The sequence below is a fragment of the Aureimonas sp. Leaf454 genome, assembly GCF_001424685.1.
In the GTDB taxonomy this organism is placed as follows: domain Bacteria; phylum Pseudomonadota; class Alphaproteobacteria; order Rhizobiales; family Rhizobiaceae; genus Plantimonas.
The window spans coordinates 208,584-225,072 of the sequence record NZ_LMQT01000024.1 but is presented as its reverse complement, the minus strand read 5'-3'; the positions used below and the strand labels follow the sequence as shown (position 1 = coordinate 225,072).

Genomic DNA, 16,489 nt, shown 5'->3' with positions numbered 1-16,489 from the left:
AAGCCGGCCTTGATGAAGGAGAGACCCTTTCGCGGCTTCAGCCGTCGAACTTCGGCGTCTTGATGCGCAGGGGCGCGGAGGCGGCGGTGTCGCCGCCGGCGATCTCCTCCAGGATGGGGCAGTCGGGACCGCTGTCGCCCGGACATTGCTCGGCCAGGACCGAGAGCGCCTTGCGCAGCGACATCAGTTCCTCGATCTTGCGGTCGATCTCGGCCATCCGGCCGCTCGCCATCCGCCGGACGTCCTCGCTGTGGCGCTGGTCGTCCGCGTAGAGCGCGAGCAGACGCCGCGCCTCCTCGATCGAGAAGCCGAGCGACCGGGATCGCTGGAGAAACCGGAGCAGATGCACGTCGCGCTCACGATAGTCGCGATACCCGTTCTGCGCCCGCGCCGGCCGGACCAGACCCACTTCCTCGTAATAGCGGATCGTCTTGGGCGGCAGCCCGGAGCGCCGCGACGCTTCCCCGATATTCATGAGAAGTCCTCGCACTGTCGGACGAAACGATGTCACGCAAAGGACATGCGGCGGGGTGCGGCATCGTCAACTGTGACCCCTCCGCAACAAGCATTTTATTAACCATGTTCGGAGAGATTGCTCGCGTTGTCAGCCGCCTCTGCGGGGCCTATCGAAGGGGACGCCTTCTCAAGGAGTTCCCGCGATCGTCCGTGCCTTGCAGCGCCGGCCGACGCCCACTCCGCAATGCTGGATCCGGCGACTATGACCTTGATATCTCGACGCGTGACCTCGTTCCTGGCGCTCGGCGCCCTCGTCCTCCTGACGGGCTGCGCATCGACGTCGAACCGGGCGGAACTCGCGCAGTCCCAGGTGTCGCCCTCCATCATGTCGCGCATCACCGCCTATGCCTCGCCCTCGCCCGCCGAGGACCGCACGTTCGGCGCGGCGCCGGTCACCGCCTATGCCGCTCTCGAGGACGGCGGCTTCCAGCTTCCGACCATTCCCGCCACCCGGATCGACCCGAAGTTCCTGCGCCAGCGCGTCGTCTACGATGCCGGCGACTACGAGCCCGGCACCGTCGTCGTCGACACGGCCAACCGCTTCCTCTACGTGCTGGAGCGCGGCGGCACGGCGATGCGCTACGGCATCGGCGTCGGCAAGGCGGGCTTCTCCTGGGCCGGCGAGGCCAAGATCGGCGACAAGCAGCATTGGCCGAAATGGTTTCCGCCGATGGAGATGATCGACCGCCGCTCCGACCTCGAGCGCTTCCGCGACGGCAAGGGCATGGAGCCCGGCCTGATGAACCCGCTCGGCGCCCGCGCCCTCTACCTCTACCAGGGCAACAAGGACACGCTTTATCGCCTGCACGGCACGCCCGAATGGCAGTCGATCGGCACTGCGGCCTCCTCGGGCTGCATCCGCCTGATGAACCAGGACATCATCGACCTCTACGATCGCGTGCCCGTGAACGCCCGCGTCGTCGTCCTGCAGGGCAAGGAGCGGCTGGTGGACCCCAAGGTCTCCAGCGCCCCCACGAAGCGCGCCCGGCCGAGCTGAGCGCCCTTCATCGACACAGACATCGTCGACGGACGAGACATCGCGGGGACGACCGCGTGGGCCGGGTGCTTCGGGGGAAGCGCCCGGCCTTTTTTTTCGTCGACGACGTCCCGCCTGCGCAGGCGGGACGCGCCGGCGTCGGCTGGCCGTCACGCCGTGATGCGGGGCCTCGAGGGCGCGGGCCCCCGGCGGATCACCGCGGTGAGAATGAGGCCGAGCGTCGCCGCGTTGAGAATGTGCCAGAGGAAATGCGTTCCGGCCGGAACCATGTCGCACAGCGGTCCATCGAGGGTCCGAAGGGTCAGCGACACGGCGAAGACGCAACCGGCGCCGAGGATGCGCCGCCCCTCGGGACGGCGCGTCGCGATCAGCCCGGCGCCGACCGCGACGAGCGCAGCCAGCGCCGGAAGATAGGCCGCGGAGCCGCCGAGATGGGGCTCGGCGGCGCGCTCGACGACCAGCGACAGAGCCGCGAAGACGAGGGTGCCGAGCAGCGCCTGCAGGCGCGACCATCCCGCCAGCCGTCGCAGAACGAGCGCCAGCGCCGCGTAGATGAAGATCCCGATCGGCACCACATCGGCCAGAACCGACCAGCGATCCGCGAAGGTGTGGAAGAGAAACGAGCCGACGCCGATCGCCGCCACCAGGACGACGAGGCCGAGGCTCGCGAGATCGCGCCGGCGGCGTCGCGTCCCTGTCGCCGCGTCGTGGCGACGCCACAGGCGAAGGGCGAGCGCGGCGGCGAGGATGAAGGCGAGGTTCGACGCCGCGTTCAGCGGCTCGGCCCAGAAGCTCGCGTCGATGCGCTCGCAATAGGCGTCGATCGGATCGGTCCAGGTCATGCCGGGTGCAGCACCCTTCGCAGCGTGAGGAATGCGTCGCCGCTTCTTCTTCGGGGAGCTTGCGCCCCGCACGAAGCGGGAAGTGCTTTGCAAAGACGCGGCCCCGGCGGACGCGAACGCCCGATCCGTCGCCGGCTTCCGACATCGCTCGAAAATGTCACGTCCATTTTGAGCGTTTCGTAAGGGACCCTTTCGTAAGGTTCGATCTGACGAGAGCAGCAGTCCGAAGCCTTCCTGAACTTCGGACACCTTCCTGCTCTTCTGCGAAATGTTCGAGCGTCCCCCTTTGTGTCCAAACGACCGAACCGGCGACGCTCCGAGAGAGAGGCCGGCCATGGCTCGCATCGGAAGGTTCGGGCGCGACCGCGCCGGAAATTTCGCCGTCACGGCGGCCATCGCGGCCGTTCCTCTCGTCTTCGTGGTCGGCGGCGTCGTGGATCTCTCGCGCGCCTACGGCTCCAAGACCCGGTTGCAATCGGCGGCCGATGCCGCGGCGCTGGCGGTGATCAAGTCGTCCGGTTTCGATGCGGATCGGGCGATGACCATCGCCGACCAGATGATCGAAGCCAATTACGGGTCCGACTTCCAGAACCTGCAGGTCTCGTTCGACGGCGACAAGGCGACCGTCGCCGCCGAAACGGCCGTCGACACGACGCTCAGCGCGGTTCTCGGCTATCGGCGATTGTCGGATGAGGTGTCGAGCACGGCGGAATATCCGCGGACCCGCTACGAGATCGTCCTCGTGCTGGACACGACGGGATCGATGGCGGGGACGAAGCTTGCGGAAATGAAGAAGGCCGCGGCCGAGATGATCGACGAGCTGACGGCGACGCCGGAACTCCGCGAGCGGGTCCGCTTCGCCATCGTCCCCTTCTCCAGCGCGGTGAATGTCGGCCCCGACAAGCTCGACGCCGCATGGATCGACAGCGCCGGTCGCAACTACCTGCCCAACAGCGCCATTCCCGCCAAGGTGAACCGGCTGAAGGTGTTCGGCAATCTCGGAACGTCCTGGAAGGGTTGCGTCGAAGCGCGCCTCGAAGGCACCAAGGTGAACGAACGGTTCGCCACCAACGATGCCGCGCCGACCGCCTCCAAGCCGGAGACGCTGTTCGTGCCGCTCCTGGCGCCGGACGAGCCGGGCGGCTACGCCTATCTCAACAATTACGTCAACGACGACACGCTGGCCGGACTCGGCCTGGACGTCGCGACCGATGCCGCCGACGTGGATACGATCGCCTACAACCTCGTCTCCAACCTGACGAAGGTCGTCGGCAGCCTTCTCAGCGGCGGCTCGCGGGGCGGCGACCCCAATCGCGGCTGCGATTCGCGGCCGATCACGCCCCTCAGCGACGATCCCGACGCGTTGAAGTCGGAGATCGGCAGTCTTCAGGCGGCCGGCAACACCAACATCACCGAAGGCGTCGCCTGGGGCCAGCGCGTCCTGTCGCCGGGGGCCCCCTTCGTCGAGGGCGCCGATCCCAAGAGCGACGTGCGCAAGATCATGGTCGTCCTCACGGACGGCGACAACGTCATCGGTCGCGCCTCCAATCCGAACGGCTCGGGCTATTCGGCCTACGGCTACGTGGCGGACGGACGCTGGAACAAATCCTATCTCGCCGACAAGTCCAAGCAGAAGTGCACGAAGGTCAAGGACGCCTCCTCGGGCAAGACCAAGGCCTGCCAGCGCGCGCTCCTGGCCAGCCCCCCGCCGAGCGATGCCACGATCACGAGCGCCATGAACGCGGAAACCGCGGAGGCCTGCGCCCGGGCCAAGGACACGTCCGAACTCTATGCCATCCGCCTCGAGGTCAACAGCGCGGCGAGTTCCAAGCTGCTCAGCCAGTGCGCCACCGACGCCGATCACTACTACGACGCGCGGTCCGCGGCCGACCTCAAAGGTATCTTCGACGACATCACCCAGCGCATCCTGCGCCTGCGCATCACGTCCTGACGCTCCTGCCGGCGTCGCGCAGCGGGCGGCAAGCCGGACCTCCGGCCGCGCCGTCGCTCGCGCCGGAGGATCAGCCGGGAACGTCCCGGCCGGCCGCCTGCCCGGGCACCGTCCCGGCAGGCCCGGCGATGACGGCCGTCAGCCCGCCGCCTTGCGCTCCAGGCGACGCCGGTGGAGCACGGGTTCGGTGTAGCCGGACGGCTGCACCCGGCCTTCGAAGACGAGATCGCAGGCCGCCTTGAAGGCGATCGAGCCGTCGAAATCGGTCGCCATGGGGCGATAGTTCGAATCGTTGCCGTTCTGCTGGTCGACCTTCGCCGCCATCGCCTTCATCGCCTCCATCACCTCGTCCCTCGAAACGACGCCGTGATGGAGCCAGTTGGCGAGGTGCTGGGAGGAGATGCGGCAGGTCGCGCGATCCTCCATCAGGCCGACATCCTCGATATCGGGCACGGTGGAGCAGCCGACGCCCTGGTCGACCCAGCGCACGACATAGCCGAGAATGCCCTGCGCGTTGTTCATGACCTCCGCGCGGACCTCCTCCTCGCTCCAGTTCGCGCCCTGCGCGACGGGAATGGCGAGCAGGTCCTCCAGCGTGCCGCGCGCACCGCCGGCCGCGATCTCGTCCTGGCGGGCGAGGACGTCGACGAGGTGATAGTGGGTGGCGTGCAGCGTCGCCGCCGTCGGGCTCGGGACCCAGGCGCAGTTCGCGCCGGCCTTGGGGTGGGCGAGCTTCTGCTCCAGCATGTCGCGCATGAGGGCGGGCATGGCCCACATGCCCTTGCCGATCTGCGCATGGCCCTTGAGCCCGCAGGCGAGTCCGATGTCGACGTTGCGGTCCTCGTAGGCCTTGATCCAGCGCTCGCCCTTCATCGCGCCCTTGCGCACCATGGCGCCGGCTTCCATCGAGGTGTGCATCTCGTCGCCCGTGCGGTCGAGGAAGCCGGTGTTGATGAAGAAGACGCGGGATTTCGCGGCGCGGATGCATTCGGCGAGATTGGCCGAGGTGCGGCGCTCCTCGTCCATGATGCCCATCTTCACGGTGTTCGGGGCAAGCCCCAGCACGGCTTCGACGCGGGTGAAGATCTCGCCCGCGAAGGCGACCTCCTCCGGCCCGTGCATCTTCGGCTTCACCACGTAGATCGATCCGGCCCGCGAGTTGCGCATGCCCGCCGTCTTCCGGAGATCGTGGATCGCGATCATGACCGTCATCATGGCGTCCATGATGCCCTCCGGCACCTCGGAACCGTCCGCGAGGCGGATCGCCGGGTTCGTCATGAGATGCCCGACATTGCGGATGAGGAGCAGCGAGCGGCCGGGCAGCGTCAGCGCGCCGCCATCCGGCGCGGTGTGGTCGCGATCGGGGTTGAGCCGGCGGGTGACCGTCCGGCCGCCCTTCTCGAACCGGTCCTCCAGATCGCCCTTCATCAGGCCGAGCCAGTTGCGGTAGACGGCGGTCTTGTCGGCGGCATCGACGGCGGCGATGGAGTCCTCGCAGTCGCAGATCGTCGAGATGGCGGATTCGATCACCATGTCGGCGATGCCGGCGGGATCGCTCGCCCCGATCTCGCTCGTCGCATCGACGACGAGTTCCAGATGCAGCGCGTTGTGGCGCAGGAGGATGGCGACGGGCGCCGAGGCCTCGCCGCGATAGCCCGCGAAGGCGGCGGGATTGGTCAGCACCGCGCGGCCCGTCGGCGTGGCGGCGACCAGGGCGCCTTCCTCGACCGCATAGGCCGTGACGTCTGCGTGGGACGCGCCGTCGAGCGGGGCAACCTCGTCGAGGAAGCCCTTGGCGAAGGCGACGACGCGGGCGCCGCGCTCGGGATCGTAGCCTTTGCCCGCGGGTGCGTCGCCGAGCGCATCCGTGCCGTAGAGCGCGTCGTAGAGCGAACCCCAGCGGGCATTGGCCGCGTTCAGCGTGTAGCGCGCGTTCATCAGCGGCACGACGAGCTGCGGACCGGGGATCGTAGCGATCTCGGGATCGACATTCGCGGTGTCGACGGAGAAGGCGGGTCCCTCCGGCACGAGATAGCCGATCTCCTGGAGAAAGGCCCGATAGGCCGTCTCGTCCACCGGCTGACCGCGCCGGGCGCGGTGCCATGCGTCGATGGCGGCCTGCATCTCCTCGCGCACGGCGAGAAGTCGCCGGTTCTTCGGCGCGAGGTCCTCGACGAGAGCGGCAAAGCCCGCCCAGAAGGCCTGCGCCTCCACGCCCGTTCCCGGCAGCGCCTCGTCGTCGACGAAGCGCTTGAGGTCGGCGGAGATGGTGAGGCCGTGGACGGTGATGGCGGACATGTCTCGATCTTTCCAGACGTCTCGTGTTGCACTGGCCATCGTTCATGGTGCGGGCGGTGTCAATCCGGCGGATCGTCGGCGGAGGCCGTGAGGCGCCCCGGATGTCACGCGTCGAGGGCTTCCTCGCGGGTCAGCGACGGGCGGGTCGTCCCTCATCCGATCGACCGAAACCCGTGACCGGCGCCATCTCCGACGACGCTCCGGACAAGGCATCCAGCGTTCGAAGGCTTCGCTGCCCCTTCCAGCCCACCGTCACGATGACCGGCCCTCGAACTCCATCATGTCGTCCACGATGTGTCGAAGCGCGATCGCATTCGCTGGAAGGAGCGTCAGATCGTTCGTCGGGAGCACGATCAGCGAGAGGGAGCGACCGATGAGCTCGTTCTGAAATTCTAGATTGCCATCCGAGGTCACGAGAACGTCGAATGCATTCTCGACCAGCGACGAAAGCTCACCGTTCCGTCTGCCCTTCCAGCCTTCCTGTTCGACGAAGGACACGTGGTGTCCGTCGAGCACATGGCGAAGCGGCTTGGCATGGTCTCATCGAGAAAGACGCGCATGCGACGTCTCCCGCAGCGCCGTTGCATCCGTTGTCGGAAACGTCGACGTCGTCGGAGCGCGCTCGATGATCAGCCGGCCGGCCTCGATGATCGCGGCCCGAAGATCGTTGCGATCAAGTCTGGGAAAGTCCTCGAGGATCTCGTCGATCAAGTGGCCCTCGGCAAGATTCTCGAACAGGATCTCAGCCTGGACCCGCGTTCCCGGAAAGGTCGGGCGACCGCCGAGACCGCCGTCCTGGCGGACCACCACAGGTTCGACGTCCCTGTCCATCGTCTGGAATCTCCCGGCGGTTTGGCGCCGAGACCAAGCCTGCGGGGACGTTGTCGCAATGGCGGCCCCGCTTGCGCAAAGATCAACCGCGCTTCAGCGCTGGCGCGTCTCCCAGTCCGGATGGATCCAGGGCGCGCGATGGTCCGGCGCAAGGCGCTCGCCGAGAATGTGGTCGGCCGCCTTCTCGCCCACCATGATCGAGGGCGCGTTCAGATTGCCGTTGGTGACGCGGGGAAAGATCGATGAGTCCGCGACGCGAAGGCTCTCGATGCCGATGACGCGGCAATCCGGGTCGACCACGGCGTCGGGATCGTCGACCGCGCCCATCCGGCAGGCGCCGCAGGGGTGGTAGGCGCTTTCGGCATGGTCGCGGATGAAGGCGTCGAGGTCCTCGTCGCTCTGCGCGTCCGCGCCCGGCTGGATCTCGCGGCCGCGATAGGGCGCGAAGGCGGCTTGCGCGAAGATCTCGCGCGTCAGGCGGATCGCGGTCCGGAACTCGCGCCAGTCGTCGGGATGGCTCATGTAGTTGAAGCGGATCGAGGGCAGCTCGGCGGGATCCTCGCTCCGGATCCGGATCGAGCCGCGCGATTTGGAGCGCATCGGGCCGACATGGGCCTGGAAGCCGTGCCCCTTGACCGCGGAGGTCCCGTCGTAGCGCACGGCGGCGGGGATGAAATGGTACTGGATGTCGGGATATTCGACGCCCGCGTCCGAGCGCACGAAGGCGCAGGCCTCGAAATGGTTGGTCGCGCCGTGACCGGTGTGGAGCAGCATCCATTCCAAGCCGACGCGCCCTTTGGCGAAGAGGTTGAGATAGCCGTTCAGCGTGATGGGCTGCGTGCATTCCTGCTGGATGTAGAGCTCCAGATGGTCCTGCAGGTTGCGCCCGACGCCGGGGCGCGCGACCTTCGCCGCGATGCCCGCCGCCTTCAGCTCGGCGGGATCGCCGATGCCCGAGCGGAGCAGCAGGAGCGGCGAGTTGATCGCCCCGGCGGCCAGCACCACCTCGCGGCGGGCCCGCACGACGCCCTTCAGCCGCCGCGCCCGCTTCAACGTCACCCCGACGGCGCGCTCGCCCTCGAAGACGAGCTTCACCGCCTCCCCGCCGACGAGCCGGCAATTGCCGCGCCGAAGGGCGGGACGCAGATAGGCGTTCGCCGTCGACCAGCGGCGCCCGCGCCAGATGGTCTGCTGCATCGGGCCGAAGCCCTCTTGGGCCTCGCCGTTGTAATCGTCGGTCACGGGATAGCCGGCCTCGCGCCCCGCCTCGATGAAGGTGCGGTAGAGCGGGTTCAGCATGTCGCCGCGCTTGACGTTCAAGGGACCGGACAGGCCGCGCCAGGCGGCATCGCCGCCCTCCATCGCCTCCAGGCGCTTGAAGTAGGGGAGGACGTCGGCATAGGCCCAGCCGCTCGCGCCCGCCTCGCTCCAATGGTCGAAATCGCGGGCATGGCCGCGCACGTAGACCATGCCGTTGATCGAGGAGGATCCGCCCAGCACCTTGCCGCGCGGCGTGGCGAGCCGGCGGTCGCCGAGCCCGGGCTCGGGCTCCGACCGGTAGCCCCAGTCGTAGCGCTTCATGTTCATGGGAAAGGACAGCGCACCCGGCATCTGGATGAAGGGACCGGCATCCGTTCCGCCCGCCTCGATCACCACGACGTCGTAGCGCCCGTCCTGCGACAGGCGATAGGCGAGCGCCGCGCCGGCCGAGCCCGAACCGACCACCACGTAATCCGCTTCGTCGATGACATGCATCCGGACGCTCCTCCTGTTGCAGTGCCGCAGAGCCGGGCGCTTCCCTTGTCGCAAGGCGGAGACCGGCCACCCGTCCTCGGCGCGACCCGCCGATGTCGGAATTCGGCCATGGCGAACGGGTCGAAGATCCCCGGCGCGGCGCGAGCGCGGTTGCAGCCTCCGGTCGAACCGGTCAAGGTGCGGACCCAGATGCCGATACCCGATCCCTCCTTCGAGCGACCGAGCATGACCCATCGTCTTCGCGCCACCCGTTTCGTTGCAGGCCTTCTCGCCTCCGGCCTCGTCCTGTCAGGCTCGCCGAGCCCTGCCGGGGCCGAGGACCGGCTGACGATCCTCCACACCAACGACGTGCATTCGCGACTGGAGCCGATCAACAAGTCGGATTCCACCTGCGGTCCGAAGGACATCGAGGCGAAGGCCTGCTTCGGGGGCACGGCGCGGCTGGCGACCGCGATCGCAGCGGCGCGGGACTCGGCGCCGAACTCGCTCCTTCTCGATGCCGGCGACCAGTTCCAGGGATCGCTCTTCTACACCCATTATCTCGGCCGCGAGGTCGCCGAGCTGATGGAACGGCTCGGCTACGAGGCGATGGCCGTCGGCAACCACGAATTCGACAACGGCGTGCCGGTTCTGGAAGCCTTCGCAAGGGAGCTCGACCTGCCGCTGCTGATGGCGAACGCCGATCTTTCCCGCGAGCCGGGCCTTGCCGCCGAAGTCGCGCCGACCACCGTCATCGAGAAGGGCGGCCATCGCTACGGCGTGATCGGCCTGACGCCGCGCGACAACGGCGTCCTGACGCAGGCCGGCAGGACGATCGGCTTCGAGGACCCGGTCGAGCCGGTCCGGCGGAGCGTCGCCGCGCTCCAGGCGACGGGGATCGACCGCATCATCCTTCTCAGCCATTCCGGCTACGCCGAGGACCAGCGCATCGCCGCGGCCGTCGAGGGGGTCGACGTCATCGTCGGCGGCCATTCGCACACGCTTCTCTCCAACACGGTCGAAGGCGCCGCCGGACCCTATCCGACGCTCGTCACAGCGCCGGACGGACATGCGGTCCCGATCGTGCAGGCCGGCTCCTACGGCAAGTATCTCGGTCGGCTCGACCTCGTCTTCGACGAAGCCGGGCGCGTTCTCGAAGCCGCCGGGGAGCCGCTGCTCCTCGATGCCGCCGTCGCGCAGGACGAGGGCGTGACCGCGCGGATCGCCGAACTCGCCAAACCGCTGGAGGCGCTGAAGTCGAAGGTCGTCGCCGAGACCGCTGCCGCGATCGACGGCCAGCGCGAGACCTGCCGCTCCGGCGAATGCGCCATGGGCGACCTCGTCGCGGATGCCATGCTGTCGCGCGTCCGCGACCAGGGCGTCCAGATCGCCATCGCCAATGGCGGCGGGCTGCGCGCCTCGATCGATGCCGGCCCCGTGACGATGGGCGAGGTGCTCACCGTGCTGCCCTTCCAGAACACGCTCTCGACGTTCGAACTCACCGGGGCCGAGGTGATCGCGGCGCTGGAAAACGGCGTGTCGCAGGTGGAGGAGCTCGGCGGCCGCTTTCCGCAGGTCGCCGGCATCGAGGTCGACTGGTCGCCGTCCGGCACGCCGGGCAAGGACCGCATCCGCGCGGTTCGCCTCGTCGTGAACGGCAAGGCGTCTCCCCTCGACCCCGCCGCGACCTACCTCGTCGTCTCCAACAACTTCCTGCGCGGCGGCGGCGACGGCTATGCGGTCTTCGCCGAGAAGGGCCGCAAGGCCTACGATTACGGCCCGACCCTCGACACCGTCGTGACGGAATACCTGGCGGCGAAGGGCGCGCAGTTCACGCCGGGCACGGACGGGCGGATCCGGCGGGTGGAATAGACCGGTTCGCGATCCGCGGACGGCGCGAGCTCGGCGGTCCCGTGGAACGGGCGGAACGCGATCTCGCCCGGACCGGGCTTCGGACGGCGATGGAGATCGGGCTCGTCCGGAAACCCCCATCGGCCTCTCGCGTCAGGCTCGCCTGCGCTCCCCGTCCGCTGCGAGAAAACCTTCGATCCGCTCGGCGATGAAGCGGGCGTCGCGACCGACGCCGGAAAAGCGGCCGGATCCCCAGGTGTGGAGCCAGGGAAGGCCGAGGACGTAGAGGCCGGGATCGTTCGTCTCGCCGCGCCGGTGGACGGGCTGGCCGGCCCCATCGAGGACGGGCCGCTGGATCCAGCCGAAATCGGCGTGGAAGCCGGTGCACCAGACGACGGAGCCGATCGCCTCGGCGGCGAGATCGAGGCCGGCGGGTTCGCCGGAGGGCGTCCAGACCGGTGCGTAATGGGCCTCCGCCGGCGCGGCGATGCCCCGCGCCGCGATCCAGTCGTCGATCTGCGCCCGGATGCGGTTGGCGCTGGCATCGGCATTGTCGAGATTGTCGGCAAGGTTCGGCCGGGTTCGAACGCTCGTCCCTTCGATGGCGTCGAAGCGGCCGTAGAGGCGCATGCCTTCGCTCGCGAACTTTCGCAGATCGAGCTCGCGTCCGCCGTCGCGGCCGGTGAGATAGTGGTTCGCCTTCCGGCGCACCGCTTCGCCCAGGGGATGCCGATCGACGGGCATGTCGTAATGGCCCATGTCGACCAGCCAGTCCGTCACGTCGCGCCCGCGATAGCGGCGGGGCGAGCGCGGGGCGGAACCGACGCACAGATGGACCGTCCGGCCCGCGAGATGGAGATCCTCGGCGATCTGCGCGCCGGATTGGCCGGTGCCCACGACGAGGACGCCGCCCGGGGGCAGCGATGCCGGGTTGCGGTAGGTCGAGGAATGATAGGTCGCGATGCCGGCCGGCAGCTGCGTCGCCGCGGCGGGGATCTTCGGGCGATGGTAGCCGCCGGTCGCCACGACCACGCCATCCGCCGTCCAGGCCTCGCCGGCATCGGTTTCGAGATGGAAACGCCCGCCGGTCTTGGTCAAGAGGCGGATGCCGGTGCCCTCGCGCACCGGCGCCTCGAAGCTCCGCGCGTAATCCTCGACATAGGCGACGATCTCGTCGCGCAGGATGAAGCCGTGGGGATCGTCGCCCCTGTAGGGAAAGCCCGGCAGGTCGCATTGCCAGTTGGGCGTCACGAGGCAGAAGGAGTCCCAGCGCTGCGTCTTCCAGGCCGAGGCGATGCTGTCGCGCTCGAAGATCAGGTGGTCGATGCCGCGCGCCTTGAGGCAATGGCTGACCGACAGGCCCGCCTGCCCGCCGCCGACGACGAGGACGGAACGGTGGCGCGGCTGCGATCGGACGGTCGGGCGGCTCATGACAGGCTCTCCACGGTGACATGGCCCTCCGCCGATTGGCGGCGGGCGGTGGATTCGATCTCGGCCAGTTCCCGTGCGACGATTCCGCAGGGGCGGCCGTAGCGCTCCTCGACGCGCCGGCTCGCCGCGCCCAGTCCGGTGCGGATGGTCGCGAGGAAGACCGGCAGCGGCAGGACGGCGCCGGACACCAGATGCTCGCGGATCACCGTCGAGGGCGAATAGCAGTCCCGTCTCGTGCCGTCGGGCCAGCGGATGGTGAAGCGAACCTCCGGCATCACGCGGCTCCCGGCGCGATGGCGCCCTGCGCCCGGGGCGCAAAGGACGTCGCGCCCGGCATGGGGAGAGGCAGGGGCTCGGCATCCGGCGCGCAACCGATCAAGGGTTCGCCCGTGAGATCGCGGACGGCCTCGATGACGCTGCCGTCGCGGATGGCGAGACGGCGCGTCGCATCCACCTCGCCGAAGACCGCGGCGGCGATGCCGGCCGCCTCGAAGCGGCGCAGGATCTCGTCCGTGTCGCCAGGCTTGGCGGCGATGAGAAAGCCGAAGCTCGGAAAGGCGCCGAGCCAGCGATCGAGGTCGGTGTCCGGCGGGCGCGGCACGGCCTCCGGGTCGATCAGCGCGCCGACGCCCGAGCATTCGAGCAGCATCAGGAGCGTTCCGACGACCCCGCCCTGGCTGATGTCCTTGGCGGCCCTGGCGAGGCCGGCTTCGGCGATCTCGGGCAGGATGGCGAGACCGGCGCGCAGGCGTTCGGGCGGCGCGTCGCTGGCGGCGTCGAAGAAGGGCAGCGGTTCGTGCCAGCGTCCGCGCAGGTCGATCGCCGCGACGAGACGGTCGCCGGGCTCGGCGTCGAAGCTCGTCAGGAGCCGACGGGCCCGACCGAGAACGGCCACGCAGAGCTGGTCGGCGGCATTGCGCAGATTGGTGTGGCCGCCAACGATGGGAACTTGATAAGCCGACGAAGCCCGTCTCAGCCCCGCCATGATGGGTGCGGCCTCGTCCTCACCCCGGGCCCAGAGCGCGTCCACCACCGCGATCGGCCGCCCGCCCATCGCCGCGATGTCGGAGAGGTTGACCATGATGCCGGACCAGCCGGCAAAATCGGGTTCGGCGGCGACGAACTCGTTGAGGAAGCCCTCGCAGGCGAAAAGCAGCCAGCCGTCGCCGTCCGGGATCGCGGCGCAATCGTCGCCGACGGGAATCGTGTCCGAACCGCCGATCCCGAGCGCGCGAACCGCGGCGGCGATGTCGCGCTTGCCGCGGAGCCCCGCTCCCTCCGCCAGCCTGCGCGCCCGCGAAGCCGAAGCGGCGGGGTCGTTTCGCGCGGGCATCAGGCCGCCGCCCGCGTCAGCGCGAGAAAGCCCGCCACGCCGTTGGCGATCGGCGGATAGCACGAGAGATCGGCCTCCATGAGGTGATGGGGCTGGCCGTGCAGAGACGTCTGCGCCAGCGTGCGCCAGTGAAGCCGCTGGAAGAGGAGCGCGTTCCGGCTCTGCACATGCGCGAGGAAGCGCGTGGCGCCGCGCGCATGGGCGCTGGAGACGGCGAGGCGGATCAGCGAGGTGCCGAGCCCCGCCTGCCGGCGGTAAGCCTTGGCGACCGCCAGGCGCGACCCCCACCAGAGGCCGGGCTCCGCCTCGTGGATGCGCACGGTTCCGACCACCTCGTCGCTTTGTCCGCAGGTGTCGGACACGGCGACGATCGCGATGGCGACCGCGTCGATCGCATCGCCGTCGTCGCCGGCGAAGAGACCCTGCTCGTCGCAGAAGACCGCGCGCCGCAGCCCCTCCGCGCCCCGCATCTCCCAGGGCTCCGTCGCGAACTTCACGCGGTGGGCGGCCGAGAGGCTGGGATGGACGGGTTCGAGCATCATGACGGGGCTCCCTCGCGCGGCTCGCTCCCCGCCGTTTGGCGCGCCGCATCCTCGTAGGCCGAGAGCGCGGAACAGGCGCCGCAGCGCCCGCAGCCGGCCTTGATGTCGGCCGAGCGCATGCGCGCCTTCGCGAGCATCCCGCCGAGCGGCCCGAGGATCGAGGCCATGAAGGCGGCGGAGGGCGCGGGATGGCTTTCGAGCGGGGTTCCCGAAATCGGGACGAAGGGCACGACGAAGGGATAGACGCCCAGCGCGATCAGGCTCTCGCACATCGACAGGATCGCCTCGCGCGTGTCGCCGAGGCCGGCGAGGATGTAGGTCGATACCTGGGCCCGTCCGAAGACCGGCACGGCCGCGCGGAAGGCGTCCATGTAGCGCGACAGCGGCACGCTCGCCTTGCCCGGCATGATGCGGGCGCGCACCTCCGGCGTCACGGCTTCCAGATGGAGGCCGAGCGCGTCGATGCCGCTCGCCCGCATGCGCTCGAACCAGTGGTCCTCGTCCGGCGGCTCGCACTGGCCCTGGATCGGCAGGTTGACCGCGGCCTTCACCGCGAAGGCGCTCTCGCAGAGGATCGCCGCGCCCCGATCGGTGGCGTTCGGCGTTCCCGTCGTCATGACCATGTGCTTGACGCCGTCGAGAAGCACCGCCGCCCTCGCGACCTCGGCGAGCTGTTCGGGCGTCTTGCGGGCGATCGTTCGCTTCGCGGCGAGAGACTGGCCGATGGCGCAGAACTGGCAGGTCTTCCGGCGGCTCTCGTACCGGATGCAGGTCTGGAGGATGGTGGTGGCGAGCACGTCGCTGCCGTGCAGGACCGCGATCTGGCCATAGGGCACGCCGTCGAAGGTCTGGAGCTTCAGGAAGCGCGGCTGCGGGGGAAAGGCGATCTCGCCGACGGGAACGCCGTCCCGCTCGACCGTGCTGCGGCCCGTCCCGTCCGGCTTCAGCGCCACGTAGGGACTGGCGAAGGCGGTCGCGGTGTGGACGGGCGCCATGATCGGACGACCGTCGACGAGCACGGCCTTGTGGTCGGAGGGGCCCGCGCCGCCGCGCCGCGATTGCGCGCCGGCCCTTGGATCAACCAGCCGCAGCCCGAAGGATTGCAGCTCGGTGATCAGGGTCTCCGGCGACATCGCCGGGGATGTCGGGGAGGACGGGCGCGAGGGCGGGGGCGAAGGCGACATGGTCGTCATGGCGATGCGTCCTGTTGTCTGCGGCTTCGAAGGGGATGGCGGCCGACATCACGGCCTTCGGCCGGTTGTCGATGTGGAGGTGGAGAAGTTCGGGGCGGGCATAGTGACCGACCGCGTCCATCATGCGCTTGCGCTTCAGCGTCAGCGCCATGTCCATGTCCGCGTAGAGAAGGCCTTCGCCCTCGCGCAGGGGCGGGGCGAGATGCACGCCCTCCGGCGAGACGATGGCGGTGCAGCAGCCGCCCGACAGGGCCGCGTGCATCCGGCCGGAGGGATCGATCTCGGCCTTCTGGGCCTGCGTCAGCCAGCCCGTGGCGTTGACCACGAAGCTGGCCGCCTCCAGCGCGTGCTGGCGGCAGGCGATCTCCATCTGGTCGGCGAAGACCGGACCCACCATGGAGCCCGGAAACTGCGCGACGTGGATCGCCTCGTTCTGCGCCATCAGGGCGTATCGGGCGAGCGGGTTGAAATGCTCCCAGCAGGCGAGCGCGCCGAGCCGGCCGACCGCGGTCTCCACGACCGTCAGGCCGGAGGCGTCCCCCTGCCCCCAGATCATGCGCTCGTGATAGGTCGGCGTGATCTTGCGGCGGTGCAGCGCCAGCCGCCCGTCCGCGTCGAAGACCAGCTGTGCGTTGTAGAGCGTGCCGCCGTCGCGCTCGTTGATGCCGGCGACGACGACGATCCCGTGCCGGCGGGCCGCTTCGGCGAGCGCGCGCGTCTCGGGTCCGGGAACCGTCGGCGCCTCCTCGTAGAGCTTCAGATGCGCCTTTCCGATCGAGACGGGCGGCTCGATGAAGGAGAAATAGGGGTAATAGGGCAGGAAGGTCTCGGGGAAGACCACGAGATCCGCCCCGCCCGATGCCGCCTCCGCGATGGTGGCGAGCATCTTTTCCAGCGTTCCCCCCGGCCGATCGAGGACCGGGGAGATCTGGGCCGCCGCCGCCCGTACGACGGATCTTGCCATAGCCGC

General features: G+C 69.2%; 15 protein-coding genes. 3 read left to right on the top strand and 12 right to left on the bottom strand.

From position 1 onward, the window contains the following. Positions 1 to 37: 37 nt before the first annotated feature. Positions 38 to 475: a Cu(I)-responsive transcriptional regulator gene (gene cueR / locus ASG43_RS20380; RefSeq protein WP_056508780.1), complete on the bottom strand. Its 438-nt coding sequence runs from the start codon at positions 473 to 475 to the stop codon at positions 38 to 40. A 243-nt stretch (positions 476 to 718) separates the two neighbouring features. Here cueR and ASG43_RS20375 point away from each other — a divergent pair, with 243 nt between their 5' ends. After that, on the top strand, positions 719 to 1,513 hold the full coding sequence (locus ASG43_RS20375; protein ID WP_082491083.1) for a L,D-transpeptidase: 795 nt from the start codon (positions 719 to 721) through the stop codon (positions 1,511 to 1,513). Between the two features lie 149 nt (positions 1,514 to 1,662). Here ASG43_RS20375 and ASG43_RS20370 read toward each other — a convergent pair whose 3' ends face one another. After that, positions 1,663 to 2,355 (bottom strand): ceramidase domain-containing protein, encoded by a 693-nt coding sequence (locus ASG43_RS20370; RefSeq protein ID WP_056508778.1) that lies wholly within the window; start codon positions 2,353 to 2,355, stop codon positions 1,663 to 1,665. A 334-nt stretch (positions 2,356 to 2,689) separates the two neighbouring features. Here ASG43_RS20370 and ASG43_RS20365 point away from each other — a divergent pair, with 334 nt between their 5' ends. Continuing rightward, positions 2,690 to 4,306: a TadE/TadG family type IV pilus assembly protein gene (locus ASG43_RS20365; protein ID WP_056508776.1), complete on the top strand. Its 1,617-nt coding sequence runs from the start codon at positions 2,690 to 2,692 to the stop codon at positions 4,304 to 4,306. A gap of 138 nt (positions 4,307 to 4,444) precedes the next feature. Here the strand turns inward: ASG43_RS20365 and ASG43_RS20360 are convergent, their stop codons facing one another. The 4 genes from ASG43_RS20360 to betA all read right to left on the bottom strand — a co-directional run bounded on the left by ASG43_RS20360 (position 4,445) and on the right by betA (position 9,190). Next, positions 4,445 to 6,604, bottom strand: a complete 2,160-nt coding sequence (locus ASG43_RS20360) for a malate synthase G (RefSeq protein ID WP_056508774.1) — start codon at positions 6,602 to 6,604, stop codon at positions 4,445 to 4,447. Positions 6,605 to 6,856: 252 nt separating this feature from the next. Further along, entirely contained in the window at positions 6,857 to 7,102 is a 246-nt protein-coding gene (locus tag ASG43_RS20355) for a hypothetical protein (RefSeq protein WP_156386810.1), read from the bottom strand. A 42-nt stretch (positions 7,103 to 7,144) separates the two neighbouring features. Further along, a complete protein-coding gene (locus ASG43_RS20350) occupies positions 7,145 to 7,435 on the bottom strand; it encodes a DUF433 domain-containing protein (RefSeq protein WP_082491081.1) in 291 nt (96 codons plus the stop codon). 93 nt (positions 7,436 to 7,528) lie between these two features. Further along, positions 7,529 to 9,190 carry a choline dehydrogenase gene (gene betA / locus ASG43_RS20345; RefSeq protein WP_200939541.1) on the bottom strand — a complete coding sequence of 554 codons (1,662 nt, stop codon included), beginning with the start codon at positions 9,188 to 9,190 and terminating at the stop codon, positions 7,529 to 7,531. Positions 9,191 to 9,415: 225 nt separating this feature from the next. Between betA and ASG43_RS20340 the strand changes: the two genes are divergently transcribed. Further along, a complete protein-coding gene (locus ASG43_RS20340) occupies positions 9,416 to 11,041 on the top strand; it encodes a 5'-nucleotidase C-terminal domain-containing protein (RefSeq protein WP_056509209.1) in 1,626 nt (541 codons plus the stop codon). Between the two features lie 132 nt (positions 11,042 to 11,173). Here ASG43_RS20340 and ASG43_RS20335 read toward each other — a convergent pair whose 3' ends face one another. The 6 genes from ASG43_RS20335 to ASG43_RS20310 are packed head-to-tail and all read right to left on the bottom strand — an operon-like array spanning position 11,174 to position 16,483. Then, positions 11,174 to 12,451, bottom strand: coding sequence for an MSMEG_0569 family flavin-dependent oxidoreductase (locus tag ASG43_RS20335; RefSeq protein ID WP_056508770.1), 1,278 nt, complete (start codon positions 12,449 to 12,451; stop codon positions 11,174 to 11,176). Further along, positions 12,448 to 12,726 (bottom strand): MSMEG_0570 family nitrogen starvation response protein, encoded by a 279-nt coding sequence (locus ASG43_RS20330; protein ID WP_056508767.1) that lies wholly within the window; start codon positions 12,724 to 12,726, stop codon positions 12,448 to 12,450. Before ASG43_RS20330 ends, ASG43_RS20335 begins: the two co-directional genes overlap by 4 nt. Continuing rightward, positions 12,726 to 13,784: a sll0787 family AIR synthase-like protein gene (locus tag ASG43_RS20325; RefSeq protein ID WP_082491080.1), complete on the bottom strand. Its 1,059-nt coding sequence runs from the start codon at positions 13,782 to 13,784 to the stop codon at positions 12,726 to 12,728. The genes ASG43_RS20330 and ASG43_RS20325 overlap by 1 nt, the downstream gene beginning before the upstream one ends. Then, on the bottom strand, positions 13,784 to 14,326 hold the full coding sequence (locus ASG43_RS20320; protein ID WP_156386809.1) for an MSMEG_0567/Sll0786 family nitrogen starvation N-acetyltransferase: 543 nt from the start codon (positions 14,324 to 14,326) through the stop codon (positions 13,784 to 13,786). Before ASG43_RS20320 ends, ASG43_RS20325 begins: the two co-directional genes overlap by 1 nt. Then, positions 14,323 to 15,459: an MSMEG_0568 family radical SAM protein gene (locus ASG43_RS20315; RefSeq protein ID WP_056508764.1), complete on the bottom strand. Its 1,137-nt coding sequence runs from the start codon at positions 15,457 to 15,459 to the stop codon at positions 14,323 to 14,325. The genes ASG43_RS20320 and ASG43_RS20315 overlap by 4 nt, the downstream gene beginning before the upstream one ends. Further along, a complete protein-coding gene (locus tag ASG43_RS20310) occupies positions 15,404 to 16,483 on the bottom strand; it encodes a Nit6803 family nitrilase (RefSeq protein WP_056508762.1) in 1,080 nt (359 codons plus the stop codon). The genes ASG43_RS20315 and ASG43_RS20310 overlap by 56 nt, the downstream gene beginning before the upstream one ends. Positions 16,484 to 16,489: the final 6 nt, after the last annotated feature.

Excerpts from the sequence above, each read along its gene's own strand:
- ASG43_RS20325 (WP_082491080.1), bottom strand. The coding sequence starts at position 13,784 with ATGCCCGCGCGAAACGACCCCGCCGCTTCGGCTTCGCGGGCGCGCAGG.
- cueR (WP_056508780.1), bottom strand. The coding sequence starts at position 475 with ATGAATATCGGGGAAGCGTCGCGGCGCTCCGGGCTGCCGCCCAAGACG.
- ASG43_RS20320 (WP_156386809.1), bottom strand. The coding sequence starts at position 14,326 with ATGATGCTCGAACCCGTCCATCCCAGCCTCTCGGCCGCCCACCGCGTG.
- ASG43_RS20335 (WP_056508770.1), bottom strand. The coding sequence starts at position 12,451 with ATGAGCCGCCCGACCGTCCGATCGCAGCCGCGCCACCGTTCCGTCCTC.
- ASG43_RS20310 (WP_056508762.1), bottom strand. The coding sequence starts at position 16,483 with ATGGCAAGATCCGTCGTACGGGCGGCGGCGGCCCAGATCTCCCCGGTC.
- ASG43_RS20340 (WP_056509209.1), top strand. The coding sequence starts at position 9,416 with ATGACCCATCGTCTTCGCGCCACCCGTTTCGTTGCAGGCCTTCTCGCC.
- ASG43_RS20350 (WP_082491081.1), bottom strand. The coding sequence starts at position 7,435 with ATGGACAGGGACGTCGAACCTGTGGTGGTCCGCCAGGACGGCGGTCTC.
- ASG43_RS20365 (WP_056508776.1), top strand. The coding sequence starts at position 2,690 with ATGGCTCGCATCGGAAGGTTCGGGCGCGACCGCGCCGGAAATTTCGCC.
- ASG43_RS20370 (WP_056508778.1), bottom strand. The coding sequence starts at position 2,355 with ATGACCTGGACCGATCCGATCGACGCCTATTGCGAGCGCATCGACGCG.
- ASG43_RS20315 (WP_056508764.1), bottom strand. The coding sequence starts at position 15,459 with ATGTCGCCGGAGACCCTGATCACCGAGCTGCAATCCTTCGGGCTGCGG.
- betA (WP_200939541.1), bottom strand. The coding sequence starts at position 9,190 with ATGCATGTCATCGACGAAGCGGATTACGTGGTGGTCGGTTCGGGCTCG.
- ASG43_RS20360 (WP_056508774.1), bottom strand. The coding sequence starts at position 6,604 with ATGTCCGCCATCACCGTCCACGGCCTCACCATCTCCGCCGACCTCAAG.
- ASG43_RS20330 (WP_056508767.1), bottom strand. The coding sequence starts at position 12,726 with ATGCCGGAGGTTCGCTTCACCATCCGCTGGCCCGACGGCACGAGACGG.
- ASG43_RS20375 (WP_082491083.1), top strand. The coding sequence starts at position 719 with ATGACCTTGATATCTCGACGCGTGACCTCGTTCCTGGCGCTCGGCGCC.